This is a genomic window from Geojedonia litorea (genome assembly GCF_042654525.1).
Classification (GTDB): domain Bacteria; phylum Bacteroidota; class Bacteroidia; order Flavobacteriales; family Flavobacteriaceae; genus Geojedonia; species Geojedonia litorea.
In genome coordinates, this window is sequence record NZ_JBHSGP010000004.1 from 234,341 (window position 1) to 254,579 (window position 20,239).

The following is a 20,239-nucleotide window of genomic DNA, read 5'->3' on the forward strand; positions in this document are numbered from 1 at the left end:
GTTAGATAGATTTAGGTTTATTGAACATGGAATTGATTTTCATTCGTCTTAAGAATGATAACTTTCTGTAGGATGGAACACCATGCTCTTGAATATAGTTTTGAACCGCTTCAACCATACGTTCGGCAGATTTTCCGTCATTATAGGGATGAAATTGCTCGAAAATATAATTTCGTTTGGCAGCAAAAGGATCTTCATTTAAGTTTTTTTCAACAAGTGGAATGAGTTCATTATAATCTAAACTATCTTCCCAATGAATATGGCCAGAAATGTTTTTAAAGGAAACCACAGGTTTGTCCAATAATAAAAACTCATAAATTACCGAAGAGGTGTCACTGATGAGTAAGTCAGCCATCAACAAAAATTTGATGATATTCTTTTCGGTTTCAAAAATGATATTTTGTGTTTGGTCGGCTAATGTTTTATAAGCTTCAACCCATTGTTGGTCCATTAAAGGATGGAATTTCAATAATATTAAATAGTCTTCATTTTTAGCCAAATGCCTTAATTCTTCCAAAAGAAATGGGGCAGAAGTCAATTTTGGTGAAAACGTAGGCGCATATAGCACTATGGTTTTAGCGCTATATGCTTTTAATAAATTTCGTTTTTCATCATCATAAAGTTTGGCATCCGTGGCATAGACATCCAGCTTTGGCCATCCAGTTTCAATGACATCAAAATCTTTATGAATTGCTTTTAATTGGTTGAAGGTATCTGTAAAATAAGGCCCTTGGGTTAAATAGAGATCGAAATAATGCCTAATTCTGAAATGTCCTTTTTTTTCACCTGCTAAACCATGAAAAACCTGAACTTTTAAACCTCTTAAATAATAAGGCACTTCATTTCCTGGCACAAAAATAGCATCACTATTAAAGGCTACTAAATCTGCAATGGAAGTTGTGAAATGATCTGATTTATAAGGAAAATCATTGATAATTTTTTCTGAAACATACCATAAATGTTCATGATTTTTCTGGTCAAGATAGGCTTTAATGGGCTGAAGAATCCCAAAGGCATAATTGTTTTGACAGAAAAGAATACATTTCATGTTACAACAAATTGTTCACGTTTTCTAGGTCTTCCAAAAAGTCGATTTCCATGCAATTAAAAGCCGAAATATCTACGGCGGTAACTTGGATTCCATCTTTTTCAATTGCAAGTTCTAACCCGCGTTCAAAATAATCATTATCGTCACATTCTTCTAATCTGGTAATGAATTTTTTAATGTCGGTTGAAGATATAAAATTGATTCCAACGGCTTCGCCTAGCCCATTTTCAACAGTTTTAGACAATTCATCGATATAGCCATTTTTGAGTGTATATTTAACTTCTTCTTCTGCGACTTTACTCGTATTTACAGCCACAAAAGAGGTGTTATTTTTTATGTGAGGAAGTAAAATGTTTAACAGATTTTCATCAAAAACCACATCGCCATTAAACCAGAGCACAGCTTCATTTCGGTGTTTTTTTAAAGCCTGAAGCAAACTTTTTGAGGTGTTAGTTCTATCAAAAAAAGGGTTGTAAACATAGGTAAGTTCAGGAAACCGTTCCATGATAAGGTCTTTTTTGAATCCTACCACCACGTTAATATCATCTATGTTAAATTTAGAAGCAATATTCTCTGTCTGCATTTGCATAATGCTTTTTCCGTTTTTTAATGGTGTAAGGGGTTTTGGAAAAGGATTTCCCAAGCGAGAGCCAATGCCGGCAGCAAGAATTATGATTTTCATACAGTAAAATTAAGGTATTTTAAGCACTACTATCAAAAAAATTAAAAGCTATAATCAAATGTTTCAATATCTTCTTTAAAATATTCAGTAATTATGGCTTTTGTTTCTTGATCGTAGTACTCTCTATAATTAGATTTTTTGGTTGAATTGAGATGAGGTAAACTTGACGCGATACCAATAGTGTTTGCAACTTTTTCGAATTCTACATTTAAGTTTTCAAATCGAATAATTTGATTGATGTCAATTTCACCTTCCTTGTTCTTTAACCATTCAACTTGTGGTTGATATAGTAAAGGTCTCTTTCCATAATAATAACTGTCTTCTTCAACAAATACCTTTATAACCCAGTCTTTAAATGATATTGGTTGTTTGGTCATATTAGATTTATTTGTTTTGGTTCTAAACTTATATTGAGAAACTACTTTTGCATAAGGATTTCTAACCACAGTAAATTTATAAATTAGATTCCATTTCTTAACGCCAATGTATTTAATGACATCCTTTACGGTTAGGTGCTTTCTAAATGCTTTACCAGTAATACTTATAATACTAGTGCCACCTGTTTTATTAATGTGGATAAAAACATACTTTTTATGTCTACCTTGTCTAACTGGGGAATTAAAAAAAAGTCCTATTCTATTTTTGACTGGCTCAATAAGTTTAAATCTCATAATGATGTTTTATACAGCTACGTTATATTCACGTAATGCATCATTAAGTGAGGTTTTTAAGTCGGTACTAGCTTTTCTTTTACCAATAATTAAAGCACAAGGTACATTAAATGTGCCTGCAGCAAATTGTTTTGCGTAGCTTCCAGGTATAACCACTGATCGTGCAGGGACCATACCTTTCATCTCTACAGGTTTGTCTCCTGTGACGTCTATGATTTTTGTAGAGGCTGTTAGCACAACATTAGCGCCAAGAACAGCTTCTTTTTCAACTCTAACTCCTTCAACCACAATACATCTTGAGCCTATGAAGGCGTTATCTTCAATAATTACAGGTGCTGCTTGTAAAGGCTCTAAAACTCCGCCTATACCAACACCGCCTGATAAGTGCACATTTTTGCCAATTTGAGCACAACTGCCTACGGTTGCCCAAGTGTCAACCATAGTGCCTTCATCAACATAAGCACCAATATTTACATAACTTGGCATTAAGATGGTTCCAGAAGAAATATAAGCACCATGTCTAGCCACAGCATGGGGCACAACGCGAATGCCTTTTGCAGCATAACCACGTTTTAAAGGAATTTTATCATGATACTCAAAGATGCCCACTTCAAAAGTCTCCATTTTTTGAATAGGAAAATAAAGCACAACAGCTTTTTTGACCCATTCGTTAACTTGCCAACCATTAGCGGTTGGTTGGGCAACTCTTAAGGTGCCTTGATCTAATAAATCAATGACACTTTTAATACTATCTATAGTTTCTTTATCAGTCAATAACGATCTATCGTTCCAAGCGTTTTCAATTATATTTTGTAGTTGATCCATTTATTAAAATTTGTGCAAAGATAAAGGCTATAATTGAGTTATGTAAATGCAATAACGAAAAATATGAAATTGCTATTGTAACAAAGGTATTTATAATAACTTTGCAGTATATGGCGAGAATTTTAGCAATTGATTATGGAACAAAACGATCGGGTATTGCAATAACTGACGAATTGCAAATCATTGCTTCTGGTTTAACAACAGTAAACACTATAGACCTTATTTCGTTTTTGCAGACCTATTTGAGTAAGGAATCTGTTGAATTATTTGTTATTGGAGAGCCCAAACAAATGAATAATACGGCTTCAGAGAGTGAAATTTCTATCCAGGAATTTATTAAGAAATTGCGTAAAGAAATTCCGTCAATTCCCATAGAGCGCGTCGATGAACGCTTCACTTCAAAAATGGCCTTTCAAACCATGATTGATAGTGGCTTAAATAAAAGCAAACGAAAAAATAAGGCTCTAATTGATGAAATTAGTGCTACTATTATTCTTCAGAGTTATTTGCAATCAAAATAAATTTTTACTAAAATATTTGGAATTTATCGGTAAAAGACTACTTTTAATCTGTTAATCGAGTATTAATACGATTTTATCTAAAATATTGATTAAGATTAAGTTGGGAAATTATATTTGATATACCCTTAAATCTATTTATATGAAAAAAAATTACTTTTTACTTATGTTACTGGCTTTATTTACAGCCAATGTAATTCATGCTCAGTTTGCATGTCCTGAAATGTTAGGCAATCAAACTTCTACTACAACGATACATTTTAAAATCAATTCAGGTGCTTGTGCGAATTATAGCCAAAATATATTTGTTACTTATCAGGGTACTGGTATAACATTTTCAAAGTCATCCTGTAATGGAACTGATTTATTTTATGTTTCAACCAGTGGTGCTTTATCTGATCCTGATGACTTTGTTGTGTCTTTTCCAGGACGAGGAACTTGCCAATATATTAATGGAACTTTAGCCACACTATCAGACGATGAAGTTTCGTTTAATGATAAAGTCAGTGTTTATCCTAACCCCTTATTGAAAGGAGATATCATTACTGTTAAATTTAAATCAAATTTATCGGCTAATTTTGAGATTTATAACGTAGCGGGTAAGCTGATTTCTAAAGACTTTGTTAGTAATCAAAGTAGTAAGGAAATTAGCACGAAAAATTTAACGAATGGCATCTATTTACTAAAGATATCAACTGATGAAGCCTCCACGACGCGTAAAATAATTATAATGAAATAGAGGGATATCCTCATTAAAAAACTCCTTTGAAACAAAGGAGTTTTTTTATGCCCAATTCTAGTAAATGCCCATTAGAATTGTATTTTTGCATCCTAAACAATTACAAAATGATATTACCTATTGTAGCCTATGGTGATCCCGTATTGAGAAAAGAGGCTGAACCAATAACTCAAGATTACCCAAAATTAGATGAGTTAATTCAAAATATGTACGACACTATGTATGCTGCATTTGGTGTTGGACTTGCTGCTCCTCAAATTGGGTTACCAATTCGTCTTTTTTTGGTAGATGCTTCACCATTCTCTGAAGATGAGGATTTAACTTCCGAAGAACAACAGCAATTGAAGGATTTTAAGCGCACGTTTATCAATGCTCAAATTTTAGAAGAAGATGGTGATGAATGGGCATTTAGTGAGGGTTGCTTGAGTATCCCAGACATTAGGGAAGATGTATTTAGAAAATCAAAAATAAAAATTCAGTATCAAGACGAAGCATTTAAAACCCATATTGAAGAGTTTGATGGCTTAGTTGCCAGAGTCATACAACATGAATATGACCATATAGAGGGGATTTTGTTTACCGATAAATTGTCATCTTTAAAAAAGCGATTAATCAAAGGTAAACTTGCCAACATATCAAAGGGGAAAATTAGTGTAGACTATAGAATGCGTTTTCCTGCTCAAAAAAAGAAAAGGTAAATAGATTAATTTAGAGTAATAAATTATATTTGTCAACTTTCAAAATAAGACTAAAGTTAACTTATGAGTTTAGATAAAATTTTATCCATTTCTGGAAAGCCTGGACTTTTCAAGATTATCACCCAAACCAGAAGTGGATTTGTGGCCGAATCCCTTATAGACAAAAAAAAGCTGACCGTAAACGTACATAGCAATATTAGTGTATTAAGTGAAATAGCGATTTATACCTTAACCGAAGAGCTTCCATTGAAAGAGGTATTTAAAAAAATTAAAGAAAAGGAAAACGGTCAACCAACTTCCATTAGTCATAAAGATTCTAAAGATACTCTAGAAGAATACTTTTTTGAAGTGTTACCAGATTATGATGAAGATCGCGTTTATGCGAGTGACATTAAAAAAGTGGTACAGTGGTATAATCTTTTGCAAGCACATGATTTGTTAAATCTAATTGAAGATACTTCAGATGAATCCGTGTCTGAAGAGGAAGAATAAGGTCGTGTTTAGTTAATATCTTTTTTAAAGAATACTATTTTCGTTTAGGGTAAAAACCCGATTTCCTTGTATTTTTATAGCCTATTAATTCAAGACGATTTATGGCAGATAAAACCAAGGAACTTAAGGCTTTTGAGCGTTTGTTAACTATTATGGATGAGCTGCGTGCTCAATGTCCATGGGATAAAAAACAAACCATGGAAACTCTTAGACATCTTACAATAGAAGAAGTTTATGAATTGGGTGACGCAATTTTAGATGGAAATCTAGATGAGGTAAAAAAGGAACTCGGTGATGTACTCCTTCACATCGTGTTTTATTCTAAAATAGGAAGCGAAACAAATACTTTTGATATTGCCGATGTGTGCCACGAGATCTGTGACAAATTGGTAGAACGCCATCCTCATATTTATGGCGATGTAGAGGTGAATGATGAAGAAGATGTTAAGCGCAACTGGGAACAAATAAAGCTAAAAGAAGGTAAAACCAGTGTGTTAGAGGGTGTGCCTAATGGTCTCCCTGCCTTGGTAAAGGCCAATCGTATTCAAGATAAAGCTGCTGGCGTTGGTTTTGATTGGGAACAACCACAGCAGGTTTGGGAAAAGGTAGAAGAGGAGTTACGCGAACTACAAAACGAAGTGCAGCACAATCATAAAGAGCGAATGGAGAATGAATTAGGCGATGTTTTGTTTTCATTAGTGAATTATGCCCGATTCTTAAAAATTAATCCAGAAAATGCTCTTGAACGCACCAATAAAAAATTTATTAAACGCTTTCAGTATTTGGAATCTAAAGCCAAGAGTAGCAATAAATCATTACGAGATATGACACTTGCCGAAATGGATGTATTTTGGGAAGAAGCAAAAAAAATGTGATTTTTTTATATTGCGATAATCCAAAATTTAATTGGTACCGTATATATACTAATTAGAAACTTTAACAAGTTTCATAATCATAAGTAGGTAATCTTAATTATATAGTTAAGCGGATGTAATTAAGGTTTAAAAATTAGTTTAGTTAGGGGTAAAATCCTATCTGTTTTTACAGATAGGATTTTATTATTTAGTACATATCTTTTAGTTTTTTGAGTTTTTCTTCCCAAACATTAAGATTGTCTTTGTGTTTTTCAATATTATTGAGAACGTCTTTGACCAAAGGATTATCATCATCTACATTAGAGAAAAATTGAAGATTATTTTCTAGCTGATTAATTTCGCTCTTAACTTCGTCTATTTTCTTTCTAATAAAGTTATGTTCGTTGTCTAATAGTCTAGTGTCATCTGGCTGCGAAAGGTTTTCGAGTTTGTTCTCAAATTTGATCATTTCAACTTCAGACTTATCCATTTTAAGCTTATTGAATACTTCGTCAAGTGCTTTATTGAATTTCCCTTCAATATAACGCTTATTGTAGGGTACAGATCCTAAAGCTTTCCAATCACTTATTTTTTTCTTTATGGTTTCAATGTCTGCTTCAGACTTTCCAGTTAATTTTAGATTTTTTATAGCATCTAGAAGCTTCACTTTTTTGTCGAAAGCGTCATAAAGATCTTTATTTTCTAACTTGCGTTGCTCGTGAACTCTATCAAAATAATGATTACAAGCCGCTTTAAATTTCTTCCAAATTTTATCACTGTCTTTTCTAGGAACATGACCAATCTTTTTCCAATCACTTTGGATTTTTTTCATTAAAGGTGTTACAGTCTCAAAATCGTCACTGTCTTTATTATCCTCGGCAATTTTTATGAGTTCTAATTTTTTCTGTAAGTTGTCATATTGATCCTTCTTTAAACCTTTATAGAATGCATTTTTCTTTCTATTAAAAACCCTTACGGCTTCTTTAAATTTTGACCAAGTAGCTTCGTTAACTTTTATTGGAACTTTTCCGGCATTAAAAAATTCTTGCCTTAAAGCCTCAATGGTTTTTATCTTTTTTTGCCATGCTTGATGTGTATTACCCTGATCGTTGGCAACCGTATTTATTTGTTCGATTATGCCTTCCTTACGCTCTAAGTTTTTCTCATAAGCTTTATCCAAATCGGCGTAGTAGGCCTGACGTTTGTCATGGATGGTTTTTGTTGCATTGCTAAACCGTTCCCAAATTGCTTCACGATGTTCTTTATCTACGGGACCAAGATCTTCTTTCCACATTTTATGGAGTACCTGTAGTTCTCTAAAGGAGCGGTTTACATTATCATCTTTTGCCAATTCTTCAGCACGTTCAATGATCTTTAATTTTTGATCGAGGTTATGCTTAAAATCCATGTCCCTTAGGTCACGGTTAAGGTGTAAAAAGTCATAAAATATTTCAACATGGTGATGATAGGTATTCCAAGCATTATTGTATTTATCTCTTGGAATTGGACCAGCGTTTCGCCATTGTTCTTGTAAGTCCTTAAAGTGTTTGTAGGTAGTATTTATGTTTTCCTCAACATTGATAAGGCCTTTTATTTCTTCAATAATTTGCAAACGCGTTTCTAGATTTGCCTTTAAATTGGCCTCTAAATTTTTATAATAAGCGTTGAGTCCGTTTCGGTATTCTTTATAAAGTGTGTTGAATTCCTTTTTTGCGGGTGAGGTATAATAAAAATCAATTTCATCACCACCATCGTTCAAAAAATCTTCTTTCTTTTCCTCAAGGACTTCTGTAAACTTTGAATTAAATTCAGATTTAATCTCATCAACATGAGATTTGATGGTTTGAATTTTTTGATGCTTAAGTAATTTTTCAAATTCAATTACCAATTGCTCCATAGACATGGCATGGTAATCTTTTTCTTCTAAACTGTGACGTTCACTATTGCTTTCGTCTTCTGCATCTTCTGCATTAGATTCTTCAATTTCATCGACGTGCGCATCTTTTTTTGTTTCAGTTGAAACATTAGAATCTTCTTCAGAGACTGAAGCTTGTTCCTCATTATCTGAAGTAAGTTCAGGAGCATTAGCCTCTATTTCATCAGAAACGTTATCCTGTATTTTATCAGGATGATCTGAAGTCTCTTCTTGAGTTTCTAAAACTTCTACCTTCGCAGATTTGTTTTCATTTATAGTTAACTTTCCATCTGCATCTTGCAGGTTATCTTGCTCTGACATTGTTACAATGTATTTGTTCAAGTGTTAAAGATAGTAACAAGACATTGAAATTCAAAAAGTAAGCGATAATTAGGAAGGTATTTAAGTCAAGTTCCAAATTTCCCAGGCTTTTTCTGCTTGTAACTCTAGCATATCCAGGCCATTGGTCGTAGTTGCACCTAGAATCTCACCGCAAGTTAAAAATTTGGTTTGTTGCGGATTGTAGATTAAATCATATAGTAAATGCGCTTTTGTAATACCATCATAAGGAATATCGGGGCAATCATTGACTTTTGGATGGGTGCCCACAGGTGTGCAGTTGATGATGACAGTGTGGGCTCCAATAATGGCTTCGGTTAAATCGTCATAAGTAAATGTTGCTAAAGTATTTTTTGACCTAGAAACATAATGAAACGCAATACCTAATTGTTTTAAGGTATAGGCAATAGCTTTTGAAGCACCACCGGTACCTAAAATTAGAGCTTTTTGATGATGTGGTTTTAAAAAGGGTTTGATGGAATTTTCAAATCCGTAACAATCGGTATTATAACCTTTTAACTTGCCATCTTTTGAGAATTTAATCGTATTAACCGCTCCAATTTCTTTAGCTTGGTCACTAATATCGTCCAAGTAAGGAATAATAAGTTCTTTATATGGAATGGTTACATTTAATCCTACCAAAGTTGGATTGGATTTGAGAACAGAAGGGAATTCTGAAATATCTTCGATATCAAAATTCTCATACGTGAAATGCAGATTTTCATTCTCAAATTTTTCAGTAAAATAAGTACGTGAAAATGAGTATGAAATTTGTTTTCCTAAAAGCCCCAATTTAGACATATCCTTTTCTTGTTTTTTGTCCATAGAGTTCCAATGCCAATACAGCTAGTATTCCAAGCCCAATAAAGGCAATAGCTAAATAAGTTTCTGTATTTAGCTCGGGAATATAACGCTCATAATTAGCGACTATTTTATGTCCAGCAGAATCAAATATATAATGTCCTTCTTCATTCAATTTAAAAATGGTTTTTTTCCATGGCCAAACAACACCTAAAGACCCAACAATAAAACCGATTATAGTTGCTGTAGTAATGCTTTTATAATGCTTTAAAATATAGCTGAGTACATGAGAAAAAGTGACCAGTCCAACCACTGACCCCAGAGTGAAAACGCCTAGTACCTTTAGCAAGGTAAGGCGTTCAGAATTATAAATAAAGTCAAAATTACCACCTAAAATATCATAAATGGTATCAAAGAGTGAGTTAACGGCATCGACCAGTAACAGGACATAATTGCCTAAAAGTATCAAAATAAATGAACCTGAAAAACCAGGTAAGGTCATTCCTGAAACGCTAATGATTCCACAGAAGAAAACAAAAAGAAGATTATCATTTTCTGTAGCGGGATCTAAAAAACTTATACCCACGCCAATTAGTATTCCAATACATAATGATAATATGGTTTTATAGTGCCAATCATTAAAGTCTTTATTGATATAATAAATGGAACCTATAATCATCCCAAAGAACATGCTCCACACATAGAGCTCATAATGAACCAGAAAATAATCCAATACTTTAGACACGCTAAAATAGCTCACAATCATTCCAAGGAAGAGCAAGGATAAAAACCGACCATTAATATAATTGTAAAAGCTTTTAAATCGCCCATCTAACAAAAGTCGGAATGCTATTTTATTGACTCTTTGAAGCGAATAAATAAATTCTTCATAAAAACCGGCCACAAAAGCGACCACGCCACCCGAAACTCCTGGGACTTTATTGGCAGCACCCATCCCTAGTCCTTTTATGACCAGGAATAATCGATCTTTGAATGTTCGGGTACTCTGCATTTAACCTCGTTTAGAGCCTAGTTTTTCCAAAACAATAATGGTCAAAAACCCAACTAGCATTAAAATAACAGCAAAAGTTAACTGAGGATCACCATCAAAAGTAAATGGAGATATACTTTTTTCGAGAAGTGGAAACTTCTCACCTTCAGAGTTAGTTCGCCAAGTCAACACCTCTTTCCAAGGCCATATTTTATTCAACGACCCAAAAATAAACCCGGTGAGAATCGCCAATGTTATATTGTGGTAATGTTTAAATAGCCATTTTAACACATGACTAAAACTTAATAAACCTATTACTGCGCCCAATCCAAACAGGACTATTTTTTTTATATCGAAGTCATGCAAAGCATCACTTAAGGTTTTATAAGCACCCAAAACAACTAAAATGAATGATCCCGAAATGCCCGGTAGTATCATAGCACAGATGGCAATAGCTCCAGCAATAAACAAAAAATAGGAACTCTCGTTGCTCGCTAATGTTGGTAAAGTTGTAATGTAATACGCAGTTAATGTGCCCAAAATTAGGGCGATATAAACGGGAAGACCCCATGTTTTAATTTGTTTTCCAACAAAATAAATACTGGCTAATATCAAACCAAAAAAGAAAGACCAAATGAGTATGGGATGATGTTCGATAAGGTATTTGGCCAACCTCATAAATGAAACAAAGCTTATAATAATACCACTCATTAATGCTAATAGGAAATTTCCATTAAGTTGTTTCCAAAAGGCTGAAAACCCTTTATGTCGTAATGTTTTAATCAGTGATAATTTTACACCACTAATAGTTGTTATTAATTCTTCATAGATTCCAGAAATAAAGGCAATTGTACCTCCTGAAACCCCAGGAACGGCATCTGCAGCACCCATAGCAATCCCTTTAGTCGAAATTATAAAATAATCTAAAAAGCGTCGTTGCATTTTACAATTTTAATAAGAAACGTAAAGGTAGGTAATTTTAGTTGGAAGATTTTTTCGAATCTACAATAAACTTCTTAATTGAGGGTTTATTTATGAGTTTAGGAAATAATTCGTCTAATATAAACTCAAATTCATCATTTAAAAGCAAAGCATTTTTAAGGTGGTATTGTCCTTTTTCTTTTTCGAGTAGTGTAAAGTGCAATCCGGCCAGTCTAAATTCAATTTCAGCGGTTTCTGGATAAAACTCTGCAGCTTGAATAAGATTTAAAATTGCAGCTTCATATTCACCTAAACGAATTAAAATATCGGCACGAGACAACCAGGTAGCCAATTCATAATTACCAAGATCAAGAGTTTTTTTGTAACCACGTTCTGCTTCTTCCCAAAACCCTAAACGATGGTTAATTTGGGCATATAGCTTCCAATAGATCACATTATCACAGTCAATATTAATGGCTTTGTTGATGTAATAAAGTGCTTTTTGATAGTTCCGCTTTTTGTTATAATACTTGGTAATGGCAATCCATCCCTTATCTAAAAGGGGATCTTCGTGTACCGTTTTATAAAAATATTTAACGGCCATATCATTTTTACCCAATTTTTCATAACAATGGCCCATACGCAATAGAGCGAATGACGTAGGCTCGTCCAAGGTTAGAGTTACCTTGTAGTTTTCTATGGCCTCTTCATATTTTTTTAATTTTTCAAGAACTTTACCTTTTTCAAAATAGGCACCAACAAAATTATCATCCGAAATAATGGCAAAATCAAAGGCAGCCAAAGCTTTTTGGTATTCTTTTAAAGTGAAATATTGTCGTCCTAATTGATGCCATGCTACTTCACAATAAGGATTACTATCTAAATAACGGTTTAAGAAATTTATGGCCTCGGTATTTTGATCTAAAAAATCAAAACAATAGATAATATTATAAAGCGCTGAATAATCGTCCACATCTAAATCAAGACATTTTATAAAGTAGTTTTTAGCATTATCGAACTGATCCAAAAACAAATACTCCATGCCAATCAAGGCATATAAATCGGCATCATCTTCATCATTATCGGTCATATCCAGTGCAATGAGAAGTGTATTTATAGCTTTTTGATGTTCATCGCGTTTGGATAACACGCTAGCCTTTTGAATATAAATTTCTTCATTAGAAGGTTCAATTTCATATAGCTCATCCAATAACTGGTCTGCTTCTTCCAGTTTGTTCTCTAAAACGTAAATTTCAGTTTTAAAAAGTTTAAGGTTAACTGATGTTGGATGCTGCTCTAATCCCATTTTAATGGCTTTTTTAGCTAGAGCTATTTTTCCATTTTCCAAGTAGTGGTGGATAATGTTTTCAAATTCATTTGAATCGAAGAATAAAACATTATTCGTCTTAAGCATGGATTCAAATTTGGTTAGCGAAAAATTGTTGTTGTCGTCATCTTGACTAAACTCCATAAGCAGTAGTAATAGTTCGTTGATTTAAAATTAAGGTTATCATTAAAAAAATGACCTTTTTGGGGTTAATGTTTTCAACAAAGTAATTAACAGCCAATCGGTGATTTTATTGTGTTGGACTTTAGTAGTTGATAATCAATGATATAGATAAGATTTGAAGTATCATATTTAACGCCTTATTTGATCTAAAACCTTTAAAATAATGTTGCAACCGTTAATAAGTTCTTCGTTTGAAATGGTTAATGGCGGTGTAATTCGAATGGCTTTCGGCTCAAAAAGCAGCCAAAACAGAATTAAACCTTCGTCCTGACATTTTAAAATCACCTCATTTGTTATTTCTGCAGAAGGCGTTAATGCGGCCAACATGAGTCCCTTGCCTCTAATACTTTCAATAAGCGGATGTTTTAAATGCTTTCGTACTAATTGTTCTTTTTTTAAAGCATCGGCCATTAGATTACTTTCGGTAATTTCTTTTACGGTGGCGAGTGCTGCCGCAGCAATTACAGGATGACCTCCAAAGGTGGTAATATGCCCAAGTTTAGGTTGATCTTTTAGGGTGTCCATCATTTCTTTTGAGGTCGTAAAAGCACCAATAGGCATGCCGCCACCTAGGCCTTTTCCAGTCACCAAAATATCAGGGATACAGTTGTAATGTTCAAAACCAAATAATTTTCCAGTTCGTCCAATACCTGGTTGAATTTCATCCAAAATTAAGAGCGCGCCAACCTCTTCACAGCGTTGTTTGACATGAGTTAGATAATTATTCTCAGGTTCAATGAACCCAGCACCACCTTGAATGGTTTCCAAAACAACTGCTGAAGTTTTGTGAGTTATTTTTGAAAGATCTTCTATAGCATTAAATGTGATAAATCTAACATCAGGCATTAATGGTCTAAAAGGTTTTTTACGTTCTTCATAGCCCATAATACTTAATGCCCCCATGGTATTACCATGATATGCTTGATGTGCTGCAATAATTTCAGAACGACCTGTGTAGCGTTTTGCCAATTTGATAGCACCATCAATAGCTTCTGTGCCAGAATTGGTAAGGTACGTGGTTTCTAAAGGTTTTGGTAAGTGTTTAGCCAGAAGTTTGGTAAGCCTAACTGCAGGAGTTTGGGCATACTCACCATATACCATGACATGAAGGTATTTATCTAACTGTGATTTTATGGCATCAATTACTTTTGGGTGTCTATGACCTAAACTACAGGCCGAAACGCCTGCCACAAAATCGAGATAGGCTTTATTATTGCTATCATAGATAAAAGAACCATCAGCATGAGACACCTCCATAGCCAATGGATGGGGTGTGGTTTGTGCCTGATACTGATAAAAATCTTCAATCATGAATTATTGTTCTTTTTGAGTTTTTGGTATAGGTTTTTGAGGTTTCTTAAGTTGAGTGGAATCCTTTTTCACCAAGGGTTTAGGAACATTGCGTCCTGCCTTATTCTCTTTGTCGGATGTTTTGTCTTTAGCGTCATCAATGCGTTGCATCAGCTCATCATCAAAGAAGTCTTCTTGAGGGGCATACGGTTTGAGTCCTTTAATGACAGGAAGTACAAGAGGTGGATCATCTTTAAAAAGATCTTCTACGCTTTTTGGACGTTCGTCTTCACGCCAATCAAATCCTCTAAATTTTCGAGCGTTATCTGGGAATTCTGATTCAGGGGATAAAGTGCCATCAATTTGCTGAAGCAGTCTAATTTCATCTATGGTATTATCCGAAATTTTTATGTTAATACTTCCAGATTTAGATTTGTCTATACCAATCAATTCACCGTCATCATTTCGAGTGTAATAAATCTTTTCAGCATTTTTAACGATATCGACATTGTATAACTTATTGTCTTCAAATAATCCTATTAAATACTGACCCTTCACTTGATTAAAGCCGGTTGAGCCTGCAACGGTATCTTTGGATATCAAAAAAGCATTATTGAAAACCCTTAAGGAATCTAAGGTTTCGGTTTCGGGGTTTGAAATGAGGTGAATAGTGTCACCAGTCATTTGATTGCCCATATTCCACATTATCGGGCGTCGTTTGGTAGCAAAGGCATCAGATGATGAAAAACGAGATAAATTGATCAGCTTAGTTAAGCCTGTTTTGTGATCGGCATGAATTGAATCTGCTTTACCACTCATATCACTCTTATAGATCCTAGCATTGTAATACGCTCTAGTGATTCGATGTTCAGGTTTTCCAGTAACCATAAGTGTATCACTGTGCATATAAATGGAATCTTTTTCCTGTACGGTTATAGCCAAAGCACGTTTGGTAATAAATACTGAATCTTTTGCCCGAAATACTTCGGCATAATGGCCTTTGATAATACTATTATTTAAAGTGTCTGTTACCTTTATATTATTGGTAGCCGAAGCAAAACTTTTGTTCCGGTCAAAATATAAACTGTCGCCTTCAACAACACGATTATCATAATCGATTCTTGAGTTTTTTATGAAATAGCCCGTATCATTATTAGTATCATAAAAACCACGTTCACAGTAAATTTTACTGGTTTCACCAACAATGGTAGAAGGGCCAAACATATAGGCATGACCAGTTTCGGTATAAAAGTCGAGTTGTTGGGTATTTAAGGTATATTCTGGATTCACCAAGACCACATTCTGAACAAACTGGTATTTCTTGGCAGACATGTAATAACGCCCAATTTGACTGGTAATCGTGCCCGATGTATCTCTAACCACTTTTCCTTTTGACTTATAAAAAGCCTGTTGCTTAGCTCTGTCAAAATATAAAGTATCGGTTGTTAAGGTCGATTTAGGTTCAACCAAAACCACATTGCCACTAGCAAATGCCAATTGGGTTTTGCCACTATATTCTACATATTTAGCATTTAAATGAATGGTATCTCCTTGATTCATTCGCACATTACTAAATGCCTCAATAAAATCTTCTTTTTGATAATAAATAGCACGATCACAAAACATATCAATACCTTCATGAATGATATGGATTTGCTGACTGTTATCACGATTAAACGTAGTAACATCTTTTCCTAGAAGACTATCTTTAATGGTAAAACCAGAATACTCAATTTGTATTCTCTTTTTTTGTTGCGCATTCATTGGCGAGGTTATCAACCAACTACAACTTATGATTAAAAAGAATTTGAGTGCCTTCAATGTTTTATAGTATTTGCTTCAAAAATAACCATTATCTCAAGGCTTTAGTATGCCTTAACAGATTTTTTAACAGAAAAGACCTGTAGCTATTGTTGTGACTACAGGTCTTTTAAAAAATGATTGTATATTATCTAACAATAGTTTGTTTTCTGTCAGGACCTACCGAAACAATGGTTATTGGGATTTCCAATTCCTTTTCTAAAAATGCGATATACTCATTTAAAGCTTTAGGCATTTTAGAGGCTTCGGTCATTTCAGTTAAATCCTCATTCCAACCTTTAAATTCGGTATAGATAGGTGTGACGTTTTGAGCTTCTATGTTGTAAGGTAAATGCTCAATGATTTCACCTTTATAATTATAGGCGGTACATATTTTTAAGGTTTTAAAGCCTGAAAGCACATCGCCTTTCATCATAATCAATTGTGTAACGCCATTCACTTGACAGGCGTAACGTAGGGCAACAAGGTCTAACCAGCCACATCGTCTGGGACGACCTGTGGTAGCACCAAATTCATTACCAACACGTCCCATGGTTTCGCCAACTTCATCAAAAAGTTCGGTAGGGAAGGGGCCAGAACCTACGCGGGTTGTGTAGGCTTTAAAAATCCCAAAAACTTCACCAATTTTATTAGGCGCAATTCCTAATCCGGTACAAGCGCCAGCAGCAGTTGTATTTGATGAGGTTACAAAGGGATAGGTTCCAAAATCGATATCTAAAAGGGAACCTTGCGCACCTTCAGCTAAAATAGATTGTCCGGCCTTTTGCGCTTGATGCAAATATTCTTCCGAATCAATAAATTTCAAGGTTTTTAATACCTCAATAGCATTAAAAAACTCAATTTCAAGTTCTTTAAGGTCGTATTGTATATCTACATTGTAGAACGCAATCATGGCTTCATGTTTATCGGCCAAAGCGCGATACTTGTCTTTCCAATCGGCCAGTTCGATATCACCAACACGAATTCCGTTTCGTCCAGTTTTGTCCATATACGTTGGACCAATACCTTTTAAAGTAGAACCAATTTTGGCTTTACCTTTTGAGGCTTCACTGGCAGCATCCAATAAGCGATGGGTAGGTAGAATAATGTGTGCCTTCCTAGAAATTAGCAAAGAAGCTCTATAATCAACGCCTTGCTCTTCTAATTTATCTAATTCTTTTTTAAAGATTACAGGATCAATAACTACCCCATTACCTACAACATTGGCTGTATTTTCATGAAAGATTCCTGACGGAATGGTGTGTAACACATGCTTTTTTCCATTGAATACCAAAGTGTGTCCAGCATTTGGCCCGCCTTGAAAACGAGCAATAATGTTGTATTTGGAGGTGAGTACATCAACAATTTTTCCTTTGCCTTCGTCGCCCCATTGTAGTCCAAGTAGTAAATCTACTGCCATTTTAAAAAATTAGTTAGGTTGTTTGTTTTTAGTTCCGTAAAAATAAAGTGAGTGGTTGCTGATTGAAATGTCAAAGACTTCTTCAATCGTTTTTTTTATGGATTGAATTCTTGGATCACAGAACTCTATAACTTCTCCCGTGTCGGTTAAAATCACGTGATCGTGTTGTTTATCAAAATAGGATTTTTCGTAATGTGCCTGATTTTGACCAAACTGATGTTTTCGAACCAAGCCACATTCCAAGAGGATTTCAATAGTATTGTAGAGTGTTGCGCGACTTACACGATAGTTTTTGTTTTTCATTTTGATATACAAGGATTCAATATCAAAATGTTCAACACTATCGTATATTTCCTGAAGAATAGCGTAACGCTCTGGTGTTTTTCGATGCCCTTTTTCTTCTAGAAAGGTAGTAAAGACATTTTTTACAATCTCTTGATTATTCTGTGCTCGTTTTGCATCCATAATTTAAATCCCGAGGATTCGGGAGCAAATTTACGTAAATTTTAAACTCTAGTAACCTTATCGATACCATTAATTTTTTTAAGATTATCGATAAGCTTCTTTAACATGGTATTATTGGTTACTATGACATTTATTTTTCCTGAAAACACTCCGTCATCTGATTGAAAACTAATGCTTTTCATGTTCACATGCATGTTTGATGAGATGATTTGAGTAATGTTATTGACTAAACCTAGGTTGTCTATTCCAGATAAGGTGATTTGTGCCGAGAACTCTTGTTGCGATGAGTCTATCCATTTGGCCTGCATGATGCGATAGGCATAATTAGACTGAAGACTTAAGGCGTTAGGGCAGTTCTTTTTATGGACTTTAATTCCTTCGTTTATGGTTAAAAACCCAAATACGGGATCGCCTGGTATGGGATTGCAGCAAGTGGAGAGTTTATAATCCAATTTATCTTCTTCCTTACCAAAGACCAGCATATCATACTTAGCCGTGATTTCATCTTTGTCGAGCTCCTCTTTGGTAATGTTTTGGCGTCTGGTAATTTTATTTTTGATATAACTCATAAAGGCATTGCTACGCGATGCCGCAAAGTCCTTGAGCATTGTATTGTCTATAGTACCAATGCCTACACGATAAAAAAGGTCTAAACTTGTTTTCAGTTTAAAATGCACCACCATATCGTTTATAGAATTCTCATCTAAAGTGATTTTAAGTTGTTTAAGCTTTCGCCTTAAAATTTCCTTACCTTCTTCAGCAATATCTTTTTTCTCATCTTTTAATGAGGATTTTATCTTACTTCGAGCTCGGGCCGTATTGGCATAGTCTAGCCAGTTGGAGTTAGGCTTGGCATTTTCTGAAGTTAAAATTTCTACTTGATCACCACTTTGAAGCTCATGGCTTAAAGGCACCAATTTGCCATTCACTTTAGCACCGCGAGTTTTCATACCAACTTCGGTGTGAATACTAAAGGCAAAATCCAAGGGTGTTGCGCCTTTGGGTAAGGATTTTAAATCGCCTTTAGGTGTGAATACATAAATTTCTTTTGAATAGAGATTGAGTTTAAATTGTTCAACAAAATCTACAGCGTTGGTTTCGTTACTTTCTAAAGCTTCTTGAAGTTTGTCAATCCAAGTGTCTAGGGCATCTTCCTTGTTGCCTTGTTTATATTTATAGTGAGCGGCATAACCTTTTTCGGCAATTTCATTCATGCGCTCACTTCTAATTTGTACTTCTACCCATCGTCCTTTAGGGCCCATAACGGTAATATGCAGAGCTTCGTAACCTGTTGATTTAGGTGACGAAATCCAATCGCGTAATCGAGTAGGGTTGGGGGTAAAGTGGTCGGTCACTATCGAGTAAATTTTCCAGGCCAGAAATTTTTCATTGGCCAAGTCAGATTTATAAATGATGCGCACCGCAAACTTATCGTATACCTCGTCAAAGCTCACGCCTTGCTTCAGCATTTTACGACGAATGGAAAATATAGATTTAGGTCGTCCTTTAATCTCATAATTGAGCCCTTCCGTATCCAAGGTATCAACAATCACTTTAGAAAAGGCCTTGATATAGGCATCCTGCTCTTCTTTACTTTCTTTAATTTTATGAAGAATGTCGTTATAAACTTCAGGTTCGGTGTATTTTAATCCTAAATCTTCAAGTTCAGTTTTTATATTGTAAAGCCCAATACGATGTGCTAATGGCGCATAGATATACAGCGTTTCTGAAGCGATTTTTTCCTGCTTATCGCGACGCATGGCATCCATGGTTTGCATATTGTGAAGACGATCGGCAATTTTAATAATAATCACACGTACGTCATCATTGAGAGTAAGCAGCATTTTACGGAAATTCTCTGCCTGTGTTGAGACATCCATGTCCTTTTTTAAAGACGAAATCTTAGTGAGACCATCTACAATACGCGATACGGTAGAACCAAACAACTGTTCAATATCATCTAATGTATAATGTACATTGTCTTCGACTACATCGTGAAGTAAAGCCGCGGCAATAGAAGTGGCATCCAATCCAATTTCGGAAGCTACGATTGTAGCTACAGCTAATGGATGGAAAATATAAGCCTCTCCCGATTTTCGGCGCTGGTCCTTGTGGGCGTCTAAAGCCACTTCAAACGCATGGCGAATGAGTTTTTTATCAGCCGTACTTAAGGTTTGGTAACTTACTTTTAGGAGTTTTTTGTAGGCCTTGGCAATCTCTGCATTTTCTTTTTCAATCTCAACGTCTGTCATAAACTAAA

Annotated in this window: 19 protein-coding genes; 5 read left to right on the forward strand and 14 right to left on the reverse strand. The window is 34.7% G+C overall.

Going from position 1 to position 20,239, the window contains the following annotated elements; translation table 11 throughout:
- Position 1 precedes the first annotated feature (1 nt).
- The 4 genes from ACFO5O_RS01115 to ACFO5O_RS01130 are packed head-to-tail and all read right to left on the reverse strand — an operon-like array spanning position 2 to position 3,226.
- Positions 2–1,048 (reverse strand): CDP-glycerol glycerophosphotransferase family protein, encoded by a 1,047-nt coding sequence (locus ACFO5O_RS01115; protein ID WP_387960104.1) that lies wholly within the window; start codon positions 1,046–1,048, stop codon positions 2–4.
- A 1-nt stretch (position 1,049) separates the two neighbouring features.
- A complete protein-coding gene (locus tag ACFO5O_RS01120) occupies positions 1,050–1,730 on the reverse strand; it encodes a phosphocholine cytidylyltransferase family protein (RefSeq protein WP_387960106.1) in 681 nt (226 codons plus the stop codon).
- A 41-nt stretch (positions 1,731–1,771) separates the two neighbouring features.
- Positions 1,772–2,401 carry a sulfotransferase family 2 domain-containing protein gene (locus ACFO5O_RS01125; protein WP_387960108.1) on the reverse strand — a complete coding sequence of 210 codons (630 nt, stop codon included), beginning with the start codon at positions 2,399–2,401 and terminating at the stop codon, positions 1,772–1,774.
- Between the two features lie 9 nt (positions 2,402–2,410).
- Entirely contained in the window at positions 2,411–3,226 is an 816-nt protein-coding gene (locus ACFO5O_RS01130) for a 2,3,4,5-tetrahydropyridine-2,6-dicarboxylate N-succinyltransferase (RefSeq protein ID WP_387960110.1), read from the reverse strand.
- Positions 3,227–3,336: 110 nt separating this feature from the next.
- Between ACFO5O_RS01130 and ruvX the strand changes: the two genes are divergently transcribed.
- From ruvX to mazG, 5 genes are all read left to right on the forward strand, one after another.
- The gene (ruvX, locus tag ACFO5O_RS01135; RefSeq protein WP_387960113.1) at positions 3,337–3,747 is read left to right on the forward strand and encodes a Holliday junction resolvase RuvX; all 411 of its coding nucleotides are present in this window, start codon (positions 3,337–3,339) and stop codon (positions 3,745–3,747) included.
- Positions 3,748–3,910: 163 nt separating this feature from the next.
- Positions 3,911–4,483, forward strand: coding sequence for a T9SS type A sorting domain-containing protein (locus ACFO5O_RS01140; protein WP_387960115.1), 573 nt, complete (start codon positions 3,911–3,913; stop codon positions 4,481–4,483).
- A gap of 107 nt (positions 4,484–4,590) precedes the next feature.
- Entirely contained in the window at positions 4,591–5,181 is a 591-nt protein-coding gene (def, locus tag ACFO5O_RS01145; RefSeq protein WP_387960117.1) for a peptide deformylase, read from the forward strand.
- A 63-nt stretch (positions 5,182–5,244) separates the two neighbouring features.
- The gene (locus ACFO5O_RS01150; RefSeq protein ID WP_387960119.1) at positions 5,245–5,673 is read left to right on the forward strand and encodes a DUF5606 family protein; all 429 of its coding nucleotides are present in this window, start codon (positions 5,245–5,247) and stop codon (positions 5,671–5,673) included.
- Between the two features lie 101 nt (positions 5,674–5,774).
- Entirely contained in the window at positions 5,775–6,548 is a 774-nt protein-coding gene (gene mazG / locus ACFO5O_RS01155; protein WP_387960121.1) for a nucleoside triphosphate pyrophosphohydrolase, read from the forward strand.
- Positions 6,549–6,735: 187 nt separating this feature from the next.
- On the opposite strand, the gene ACFO5O_RS01160 is transcribed toward mazG, so the two are convergent.
- The 10 genes from ACFO5O_RS01160 to ACFO5O_RS01205 form a co-directional block, all read right to left on the reverse strand.
- The gene (locus ACFO5O_RS01160; RefSeq protein WP_387960123.1) at positions 6,736–8,763 is read right to left on the reverse strand and encodes a DUF349 domain-containing protein; all 2,028 of its coding nucleotides are present in this window, start codon (positions 8,761–8,763) and stop codon (positions 6,736–6,738) included.
- Between the two features lie 81 nt (positions 8,764–8,844).
- Complete coding sequence (locus ACFO5O_RS01165; RefSeq protein WP_387960125.1) at positions 8,845–9,606, reverse strand: shikimate dehydrogenase family protein; 762 nt, start codon at positions 9,604–9,606, stop codon at positions 8,845–8,847.
- Positions 9,575–10,594 carry a DUF368 domain-containing protein gene (locus ACFO5O_RS01170; protein ID WP_387960127.1) on the reverse strand — a complete coding sequence of 340 codons (1,020 nt, stop codon included), beginning with the start codon at positions 10,592–10,594 and terminating at the stop codon, positions 9,575–9,577. The genes ACFO5O_RS01165 and ACFO5O_RS01170 overlap by 32 nt, the downstream gene beginning before the upstream one ends.
- Entirely contained in the window at positions 10,595–11,515 is a 921-nt protein-coding gene (locus ACFO5O_RS01175; protein WP_387960129.1) for a polyprenyl-phosphate transporter, read from the reverse strand.
- A gap of 37 nt (positions 11,516–11,552) precedes the next feature.
- A complete protein-coding gene (locus ACFO5O_RS01180) occupies positions 11,553–12,965 on the reverse strand; it encodes a tetratricopeptide repeat protein (RefSeq protein WP_387960131.1) in 1,413 nt (470 codons plus the stop codon).
- 168 nt (positions 12,966–13,133) lie between these two features.
- A complete protein-coding gene (locus ACFO5O_RS01185) occupies positions 13,134–14,315 on the reverse strand; it encodes an aspartate aminotransferase family protein (RefSeq protein WP_387960132.1) in 1,182 nt (393 codons plus the stop codon).
- Between the two features lie 3 nt (positions 14,316–14,318).
- The gene (locus ACFO5O_RS01190) at positions 14,319–16,058 is read right to left on the reverse strand and encodes an OstA-like protein (RefSeq protein ID WP_387960134.1); all 1,740 of its coding nucleotides are present in this window, start codon (positions 16,056–16,058) and stop codon (positions 14,319–14,321) included.
- Positions 16,059–16,242: 184 nt separating this feature from the next.
- The gene (locus ACFO5O_RS01195; protein ID WP_387960136.1) at positions 16,243–17,514 is read right to left on the reverse strand and encodes an adenylosuccinate synthase; all 1,272 of its coding nucleotides are present in this window, start codon (positions 17,512–17,514) and stop codon (positions 16,243–16,245) included.
- A gap of 9 nt (positions 17,515–17,523) precedes the next feature.
- Positions 17,524–17,979, reverse strand: coding sequence for a Fur family transcriptional regulator (locus tag ACFO5O_RS01200; RefSeq protein WP_387960138.1), 456 nt, complete (start codon positions 17,977–17,979; stop codon positions 17,524–17,526).
- A gap of 41 nt (positions 17,980–18,020) precedes the next feature.
- Positions 18,021–20,231: a RelA/SpoT family protein gene (locus ACFO5O_RS01205; RefSeq protein ID WP_387960140.1), complete on the reverse strand. Its 2,211-nt coding sequence runs from the start codon at positions 20,229–20,231 to the stop codon at positions 18,021–18,023.
- Positions 20,232–20,239: the final 8 nt, after the last annotated feature.

Coding starts and splice junctions, on each gene's coding strand:
- ACFO5O_RS01115 (WP_387960104.1), bottom strand. CDS start 1,048: ATGAAATGTATTCTTTTCTGTCAAAACAATTATGCCTTTGGGATTCTT.
- ACFO5O_RS01120 (WP_387960106.1), bottom strand. CDS start 1,730: ATGAAAATCATAATTCTTGCTGCCGGCATTGGCTCTCGCTTGGGAAAT.
- ACFO5O_RS01125 (WP_387960108.1), bottom strand. CDS start 2,401: ATGAGATTTAAACTTATTGAGCCAGTCAAAAATAGAATAGGACTTTTT.
- ACFO5O_RS01130 (WP_387960110.1), bottom strand. CDS start 3,226: ATGGATCAACTACAAAATATAATTGAAAACGCTTGGAACGATAGATCG.
- ruvX (WP_387960113.1), top strand. CDS start 3,337: ATGGCGAGAATTTTAGCAATTGATTATGGAACAAAACGATCGGGTATT.
- ACFO5O_RS01140 (WP_387960115.1), top strand. CDS start 3,911: ATGTTACTGGCTTTATTTACAGCCAATGTAATTCATGCTCAGTTTGCA.
- def (WP_387960117.1), top strand. CDS start 4,591: ATGATATTACCTATTGTAGCCTATGGTGATCCCGTATTGAGAAAAGAG.
- ACFO5O_RS01150 (WP_387960119.1), top strand. CDS start 5,245: ATGAGTTTAGATAAAATTTTATCCATTTCTGGAAAGCCTGGACTTTTC.
- mazG (WP_387960121.1), top strand. CDS start 5,775: ATGGCAGATAAAACCAAGGAACTTAAGGCTTTTGAGCGTTTGTTAACT.
- ACFO5O_RS01160 (WP_387960123.1), bottom strand. CDS start 8,763: ATGTCAGAGCAAGATAACCTGCAAGATGCAGATGGAAAGTTAACTATA.
- ACFO5O_RS01165 (WP_387960125.1), bottom strand. CDS start 9,606: ATGGACAAAAAACAAGAAAAGGATATGTCTAAATTGGGGCTTTTAGGA.
- ACFO5O_RS01170 (WP_387960127.1), bottom strand. CDS start 10,594: ATGCAGAGTACCCGAACATTCAAAGATCGATTATTCCTGGTCATAAAA.
- ACFO5O_RS01175 (WP_387960129.1), bottom strand. CDS start 11,515: ATGCAACGACGCTTTTTAGATTATTTTATAATTTCGACTAAAGGGATT.
- ACFO5O_RS01180 (WP_387960131.1), bottom strand. CDS start 12,965: ATGGAGTTTAGTCAAGATGACGACAACAACAATTTTTCGCTAACCAAA.
- ACFO5O_RS01185 (WP_387960132.1), bottom strand. CDS start 14,315: ATGATTGAAGATTTTTATCAGTATCAGGCACAAACCACACCCCATCCA.
- ACFO5O_RS01190 (WP_387960134.1), bottom strand. CDS start 16,058: ATGAATGCGCAACAAAAAAAGAGAATACAAATTGAGTATTCTGGTTTT.
- ACFO5O_RS01195 (WP_387960136.1), bottom strand. CDS start 17,514: ATGGCAGTAGATTTACTACTTGGACTACAATGGGGCGACGAAGGCAAA.
- ACFO5O_RS01200 (WP_387960138.1), bottom strand. CDS start 17,979: ATGGATGCAAAACGAGCACAGAATAATCAAGAGATTGTAAAAAATGTC.
- ACFO5O_RS01205 (WP_387960140.1), bottom strand. CDS start 20,231: ATGACAGACGTTGAGATTGAAAAAGAAAATGCAGAGATTGCCAAGGCC.